Annotated in this window: 6 protein-coding genes; 5 read left to right on the plus strand and 1 reads right to left on the minus strand. The window is 65.6% G+C overall.

Annotation, left to right across the window (positions count from 1 at the left end; genetic code table 11):
- Positions 1 to 14 precede the first annotated feature (14 nt).
- The 5 genes from B2J86_RS15255 (at position 15) to B2J86_RS15275 (ending at position 5533) form a co-directional block, all read left to right on the plus strand.
- Entirely contained in the window at positions 15 to 2105 is a 2091-nt protein-coding gene (locus tag B2J86_RS15255; protein WP_173026028.1) for a chemotaxis protein CheW, read from the plus strand.
- A gap of 52 nt (positions 2106 to 2157) precedes the next feature.
- The gene (locus tag B2J86_RS15260; RefSeq protein WP_169170225.1) at positions 2158 to 2646 is read left to right on the plus strand and encodes a chemotaxis protein CheW; all 489 of its coding nucleotides are present in this window, start codon (positions 2158 to 2160) and stop codon (positions 2644 to 2646) included.
- A gap of 103 nt (positions 2647 to 2749) precedes the next feature.
- Entirely contained in the window at positions 2750 to 3643 is an 894-nt protein-coding gene (locus B2J86_RS15265) for a CheR family methyltransferase (protein WP_169170226.1), read from the plus strand.
- A gap of 31 nt (positions 3644 to 3674) precedes the next feature.
- Positions 3675 to 4424: a chemoreceptor glutamine deamidase CheD gene (cheD, locus tag B2J86_RS15270; protein WP_173026029.1), complete on the plus strand. Its 750-nt coding sequence runs from the start codon at positions 3675 to 3677 to the stop codon at positions 4422 to 4424.
- Positions 4425 to 4444: 20 nt separating this feature from the next.
- On the plus strand, positions 4445 to 5533 hold the full coding sequence (locus tag B2J86_RS15275) for a chemotaxis response regulator protein-glutamate methylesterase (RefSeq protein ID WP_173026030.1): 1089 nt from the start codon (positions 4445 to 4447) through the stop codon (positions 5531 to 5533).
- Between the two features lie 188 nt (positions 5534 to 5721).
- Here B2J86_RS15275 and B2J86_RS15280 read toward each other — a convergent pair whose 3' ends face one another.
- Positions 5722 to 7608: an ATP-binding cassette domain-containing protein gene (locus tag B2J86_RS15280; protein WP_173026031.1), complete on the minus strand. Its 1887-nt coding sequence runs from the start codon at positions 7606 to 7608 to the stop codon at positions 5722 to 5724.
- Positions 7609 to 7818: the final 210 nt, after the last annotated feature.

Genomic DNA, 7818 nt, shown 5'->3' on the forward strand with positions numbered 1-7818 from the left:
CACAGGAGCCCCCCATGGGTGAGACTTACCAGGAAGGATCCGGATCGGGTGCAGACTTCGACCTGACCCAGTTCTACCAGATCTTCTTCGAAGAAGCCGGTGAAAACCTCGACCAGATGGAGCACATCCTGCTCGACCTGGACCTCAGCAGCGCCAACGATGAGGAGCTCAACGGGATTTTCCGGTGCGCCCACTCCATCAAGGGCGGGGCTGCGACGTTCGGGTTTTCCGATGTGGCCGAACTGACGCACCACATGGAGTCCTTGCTGGACCGGCTGCGCCGGCATGAGATCGAGCCCATCGCGCAGATGGTGGATGTGCTGCTGGAGTCGGCCGACGCCTCGCGCAGCCTCCTGGCGCGCCACCAGGCTGGCGGCGAGGGCGAGGGCCCGTCGACGGCAGGGCTGGTGCGCCGCATCAGCGAGCTGGCAGCCGGCATGGTGCCCACGCAGCCTGTACCCGTTCCAACGGTGGCCGCGGCGCCTGCGCCGGAACCCGACAAGGCGGCTGCCGCGCCGGCAAGCCCCGGAACGCGCCAGATCCAGGTGCGCATCGGCCCGTTGGAGCGCGTCGAGAGCGCCGACGCCGTCAAGGAGCTGTTTCGCGATATCCCGGGACTGGGCAGCATCAGCGATCTGCCCTGCGCGCAGGCCGACACCCGGGTTTTCGCGGTGGAAACCACCTCCAGCGACGATGACTTGCTGGACTTGTTCGCGTTCCATGTGTCCAAGGAGCAGGTCCACATCAGCGGGCCAGACGGCGGCGAGCCGGCCCCCGAAGAGCCGCTGGCGCCGCTGGCGAACGGCGAAGTGCCCTACGGGTTTTTCCAGGGCGCACCCGGAGCACCGCCGCAAGAGCCGGAGGCTCTGACAGTGGCCGCGCCTGCTGTGGTGGTTGCGCCCAAGGCCGCCGAGCCCAAGGCGGCAAGCCAAGCACAGATGGAGTCGACCACGATTCGCGTGGCGGTGAACAAGGTTGATCAATTGATCAACCTGGTCGGCGAACTCGTCATCACGCAGGCGATGCTGGCGCAAAACAGCCTCGGCCTGGATGCCGGGGTGCACCAGCAGCTGCTGGCGGGCTTGGCCGATCTGGACCGCAACACCCGGGATTTGCAGGAATCGGTCATGTCGATCCGCATGATTCCAATGTCCATCGTGTTCAGCCGCTTTCCCCGCATGCTGCGCGACCTGGCCAACCGGCTCGACAAGAAGGTGGAACTGGTCACGCACGGCGAGGCCACCGAGCTGGACAAGGGCCTGGTCGAAAAAATCACCGATCCGCTCACGCACCTGGTGCGCAACAGCGGCGACCATGGCATCGAACTGCCAGCCGAGCGGCTGGCCAAGGGCAAGCCGGCGCATGGCACGATCACCCTGTCGGCCGCACACCAGGGCGGCTCCATCGTCATCGAGGTGCGCGACGACGGGCGGGGCCTGTCGCGCGAGAAGATCCTGCGCAAGGCGCGCGAGCGCGGCATGGACGTGTCGGACCAGATGAGCGACGCGGAAGTCTGGCTGCTCATTTTCGCGCCCGGCTTCTCCACCGCCGACGTGGTCACCGATGTCTCGGGACGGGGCGTGGGCCTGGACGTCGTCAAGCGCAACATCGCCGCCCTCAACGGCACGGTCGAGGTGGACTCGTCGGAGGGCTATGGCATGAAGGTGTCTGTGCGCCTGCCGCTCACGCTGGCCATCATGGACGGCATGTCGGTCGGTGTGGGCGACGAGGTCTACATCTTGCCGCTGTCGTCGGTCGTAGAGTCCTTCCAGGTCAACGCCGATGCGGTCAACACAGTGGCCCAGGGCTCGCAGCTGGTGAAAGTGCGCGAGGAATACATGCCGGTGATCGCGCTGGAAAAGATTTTCCAGGTGCCGCGACCCGATATCAACCAAAGCAGCACCATCATGGTGGTGGTCGAGGCCGACGGCAGCCGTGTGGCGCTGCTGGTGGATGAGCTTCTAGGCCAGCACCAGGTGGTGGTCAAGAACCTCGAATCGAATTACCGCAAGGTGCCCAATGTGTCCGGTGCCACCATCCTCGGGGACGGCAAGGTGGCGTTGATCCTCGACACGGGCGGGTTGGTGCGCCGCGCGCGCCATTGATTTTCAGGCCAGCGCCAGACGGCGCTGCCACAGACAAACAGGAGAATTCAGCATGAGTGTGATGGGAAAAACCGGCGAAATCGCCGCCGCGGGTGCAAGGGAGTACCTGACGTTTCGCCTGGACCAGGAAGAGTACGGTATCGACATCCTAAAAGTGCAGGAGATCCGGGGCTACGAGCCGCCCACGCGCATCGCCAATGCCCCTGAGTTCATCAAGGGTGTGGTCAACCTGCGCGGAACGATTGTTCCCATCGTGGACATGCGCCTGAAGTTCAACTGCGCCCAGGCGGAATACAACAGCTTCACGGTGGTCATCATCCTGAACCTGCGCAACCGCGTGGTGGGCATCGTGGTGGACTCGGTCAGCGACGTGATGGAACTCACGCCCGAGAGCATCAAGGCGGCGCCCGAGATCGAGAGCGTGATCGACAACGGCTGCATTCTGGGTTTGGGATCGGTGGCCGAGCGCATGCTGATCCTGCTCGATATCGAGAAGCTCATGTCCAGCGTGGACATGGGGCTGGTCCCCGCGGGTGACTAGCCGTCTGGCCGGATCGAAGGGCATGCGGGCGGCGCTCGCTGCCCGGGTTCAATGCTTGGTGACATGACTGCCCACCCTTGTCGAGCGATCGCCTATGTGTGCCATGGCCAGCCCTGACGCGACCGTGCGCGCAGGCGCAGGCGGTGCAGCGCGCACAGGCGACGCCCCACCGGCCGGGCCCTTGGCGCAGGGGCGGGAATTCGTCTGGACCGACGCCGACTTTTCACGCGTGCAGGCCCTGATTTACCAGCGTGCCGGCATCCACCTGCACGATGGCAAGCACGCCATGGTGTACAGCCGGCTGTCGCGGCGCCTGCGGGAGACCGGGCATGCGAGCTTCCATGGCTATCTGGCGTGGCTCGAGACGCATGACGGCCCCGAGTGGCAAGAGTTCATCAATGCCCTGACCACCAATCTGACCGCGTTCTTCCGCGAACAGCACCACTTCGAGATCCTGGCCGCGCATCTGCGGTCGCAGCCCGCGGGCACGCCCTGGCGCGTGTGGTGCAACGCGGCCTCCACGGGAGAGGAGCCGTACTCCATCGTGATGACTGCGTTCGAGGCGCTCGGCGCGAACGCGCCGTTCAAGCTCGTGGCCAGCGACATCGACTCCCGGGTGCTGGCCACGGCCGCTCAGGGGGTGTACCGGCTCGACAGCCTCAAGGGTCTGGGCACGGAGCGCTTGCAGCGGTTCTTTCTGCGCGGCAAGGATTCGAATTCCGGTCTGGCGCGCGTCAAGCCCGAGCTGGCCCGCGCCATCGAGTTCATGAGTGTGAACCTGATCCGCGACGATTGGCCGTTCCGCGAGCCCTTCGACGTGGTGTTCTGCCGCAACGTCATGATCTACTTCGATGCGCCCACGCAGCGCCGCGTGCTCGAGCGCATCCACCGCGCGCTCAAGCCCGGTGGCATGCTGTTCGTCGGCCATGCCGAAAATTTCAGCGAGTCCCGGGACTTGTTCACCTTGCGCGGCAAGACGGTCTACGAACGCCGTTGATGCCGCACGCCCTGCTTCGCCTTGCGACACCATGACCACCTCGCGATCCGGTTTTCCAGTCCCTGTGGACGCAGCCACTGCCGGTGGCGTGGAGCGCAGGCGCGCCCCGCGCATGGCCCCGCTGCCGGCGGACCTGTGCGCACCCGCCGCGGCCGCCGCGCCCGAATCCTCCCTGGAGGCGCTCAAGGCGCGGCCCGCACGCCCCGGGCAGGCGAGTTTTTTCTATTTCGACCACCATTTCCAGTACAACGCGGTCAAGGTCTTGCCGGGCGAGTACTTTGTGGCCAATGAGGACCTGGTGATCATGACCGTGCTGGGCTCGTGCATTGCGGCCTGCCTCTGGGACAGCCGTGCGCGCGTCGGCGGCATGAACCACTTCATGCTCCCCGACGGCGACTCCATGGATGTGTCCGGCCGCTATGGCTCCTACGCCATGGAGTTGCTGATCAACGAAATGCTCAAGCTGGGTGCGCGGCGCGAAACCATGCAGGCCAAAATTTTTGGCGGCGCCCAGGTCATGCACAACTTCACCACCCTGAATGTGGGCGAGCGCAACACGCAGTTCGTTGTGGACTACCTGCGCACCGAGCGCATCCCGGTGGTCTCGGAAGATGTGCTCGATATCTATCCCCGCAAGGTGTGCTACTTCCCGGTGACGGGCAAGGCCATGGTCAAGCGCCTGGCCCATACCCATCCCGAGGAACTGCAAGCGCAGGACAAGCGGGGCAACGCCGCTGCCGTGGCGAGCGCCACGGCGGGTGGTTCGGTCGATCTGTTTTAAGTTCAGGAAGAGAGCGGGAGATGGGCACGAACATCCGGGTGATTGTGGTGGACGATTCCGCGCTGGTGCGCAGTCTGCTCGCAGAAATCATCAACCGGCAGCGCGACATGGAGTGCATCGGAACGGCCAACGACCCGCTGATCGCCCGCGAGATGATCCGCGAACTCAACCCGGACGTGATCACGCTCGACGTCGAGATGCCGCGCATGGATGGCATCGACTTCCTGGGCCGCCTGATGCGCTTGCGCCCCATGCCCGTGGTCATGATCTCCACGCTGACCGAGCGCGGCGCCGAAGTCACCATGAAGGCCCTCGAACTCGGCGCCGTGGACTTCGTTGCCAAGCCCCGCGTGGGCCTAGCCAATGGCCTCAACGAACTGGCCAGCCAGATCGTCGACAAGATCCGCGTGGCCGCGGTGGCGCAGGTGCGCCGCATGCCGTGCGCGAGCGCGCTGGCGGGCGCAGAACGTGCCGCCGCCGCACCGCCGTCGGGCCTGCTCGGTCGCCTCTCGACCGAGAAGCTGGTCTGCATTGGCGCGTCCACCGGCGGCACGGAGGCCATCAAGGAAATCCTGGTCCACATGCCGGCCGATGCGCCCGCCATCGTCATCACGCAGCACATGCCGCCCGGGTTCACGACCAGCTTTGCCGCGCGGCTCAATGGGCTGTGCCAGATCACCGTGAAAGAGGCGGTCCACGGCGAGCGCATCCTGCCCGGCCATGCCTACATCGCGCCCGGCGGCAGGCAGTTTTATTTGCAGCGCAGCGGCGCCAACTATGTGGCGGTGGTTGACGACGGCCCGCCGGTCAATCGCCACAAGCCGTCGGTGGAGGTGCTGTTCAAGTCGGCCGCCGCAGTGGTCGGGCGCAACGCGTTCGGCATCATGCTCACGGGCATGGGCAACGACGGCGCGGCCGCCATGCGCGAGATGAAGGACGCGGGCAGCTACAACTATGTGCAAGACGAGGCCAGCTGCATCGTGTTCGGCATGCCGCGCGAGGCCATCGCCCACGGCGCGGCCGACGAGGTGCTGGCGCTCACCCAGATCGCGCCGGCCCTGGTGGCCAGATTGCGCGGCGCTTCCGACCGGGTGCACCACCGCATTTGAGCGTGCTGCGGTGCAGGTGCCTGTGGAGCGGCATCAAAAACAGGAGCAGCTAGCGCTCGCCGGTTCTTGGTTTCAGGGATAAAACACCTTGAAAACCAGTAGGAGACAGCGCAAGGCGCTCACTTTATTGAAGCTCTGGCGCGGCCACCCCGCCAGAGCCTGTTTCCCCAAGCTGCCGCCCTGCGGCTTCAGGCGGACAGCAGCGACCAGCGCTCCAGCGCCTCCATCAGGGCGTTTTCAATCTCGCCCTCGCGCGCATGCAGCGTGGCGGCGCGCGCGCCATCGCTACTGTACAGCGTGCCGTCGGCCAGCGCCTCCTGGATGTCCCTTTGCTCGGCCTCGAGCGCCGCAATCTGCTCGGGAAGCTGGTCAAGCTCGCGCTGCTCCTTGTAGCTGAGCTTCTTCTTGGCCGGCTGCGGGCGCTCTTCGGAGCGTTGCGCGGCGTTCGGGCTGGCGACCGGTGCCGGCGCGGCGGTCGCGGGCAGCGCCGCGGCGGCGATTTCGCGGCTGCGGCGCGACTGAACCAGCCAGTCCTGCACACTGCCTTCGTACTCGCGCCACAGGCCGTCGCCTTCGAACGCAATCGTGCTGGTGACCACGTTGTCGAGGAAGGTGCGGTCGTGGCTGACCAGGAAGACCGTGCCTTCGTAGGTCTGCAGCAGCTCTTCCAAGAGATCGAGCGTTTCGATGTCCAGGTCGTTCGTTGGCTCGTCGAGCACCAGCACATTGGCCGGACGCGCGAACAGGCGCGCCAGCAGCAGCCGGTTGCGCTCTCCGCCCGACAGCGAGCGCACCGGCGAGTGCGCGCGCGCAGGCGAGAACAGGAAGTCGCCGAGGTAGCTCTTGACGTGCTTGCGCTGCTTGCCGATCTCGATCCATTCGCTGCCGGGGCTGATGAAATCCTCCAGCGTCGCGTCGAGGTCGATCGCATGGCGCATCTGGTCGAAATACGCCACCTGCAGGTTCGCGCCCTGGCGCACCCGGCCGCTGTCGGCCTGCAGTTCGCCCAGGATGAGTTTGAGCAGCGTGGTCTTGCCGGCGCCGTTCGGACCGATCAGGCCCACCTTGTCGCCGCGCAGGATGGTGCCGCTGAAGTTGCGCACGATGGTCTTGTCGCCAAAGGCCTTGGAGACGCCTTCGAGCTCGGCCACGATCTTGCCGCTCGGTGCGCCCGAGGCCAGGTCCATCTTCACGCTGCCCAGCGTCTCGCGGCGCTGGGCACGGCTGGCGCGCAACGCTTCGAGCCGTCCGATGCGGCTCTGGCTGCGGGTGCGGCGCGCTTCCACGCCCTTGCGTATCCAGATCTCTTCTTGCGCGAGCAGCTTGTCGGCCTTGGCCGAGATGGTTTCTTCCTGCGCCAGTTGCTCCTGCTTTTGCAACACATACTGGGCAAAGTTGCCGGGGTACGAGAGCAGGTTGCCGCGATCGAGCTCGACGATGCGTGTCGCCACACGGTCCAGAAACGAGCGGTCATGGGTGATGGTGACGACGCTGCCGCTGAAATCGATCAGCAGATCTTCCAGCCACTCAATGGAGTCCAGGTCCAGGTGGTTGGTCGGCTCGTCGAGCAGCAGCACGTCCGGGCGCGTCACCAGTGCCTGCGCCAGGGCGACGCGCTTCTTCGTGCCGCCCGAGAGGTCGCCGACGCGGGCCTGGGGGTTCAGGTGCAGGCGCTGCAGCGTTTCTTCCACGCGCTGCTCCCAGTTCCAGGCGTCGTAGGCCTCGATCTGCGTCTGCAAGGCGTCCAGATCCAGGTCTTCAGCGCCGCTCAGGTACTGGTCGCGCACGGCAATCACATGGGCCAGGCCGTGCGAGGTCGCGTCAAAGACCGTCGCCTCGGGGTCCAGATCGGGTTCCTGCGCCACATAGGCAATGCGCACGCCCTGCTGCAGGTGGCGCGCGCCATCGTCCGCATGTGCGAGCCCCCCCAAAATCTTCAGCAGCGACGACTTGCCGGCGCCGTTGCGCCCAATCAAGCCCACCCGCTCACCGGTCTCCAGGGAAAAAGTTGCGTGGTCCAGCAAGGCCACGTGCCCGAAGGCTAGCTGTGCGTCTAATAAGGTAATCAATGCCATGGTGGGCCATTATCGGGCGCCCGCCCTGGGCGGGCGCACCGGAGGGCAAGCGCGTGGCACGGCAGGGATGTGCAATTTCTTCGCCAATCTGTTGTTTGGCCCTCCCCACCGATGCTATAGTCGAGGGCTTCGCTGCACGGAAGCCTTCTTCAAAGAGGGTCTGTGCCAGCCAGGCCCGGGGGTTCAAGAGCCGGGGCTGTGGCAGGAAAT

The organism is Acidovorax sp. SRB_14 (genome assembly GCF_012932145.1).
GTDB lineage: Bacteria > Pseudomonadota > Gammaproteobacteria > Burkholderiales > Burkholderiaceae_C > Simplicispira.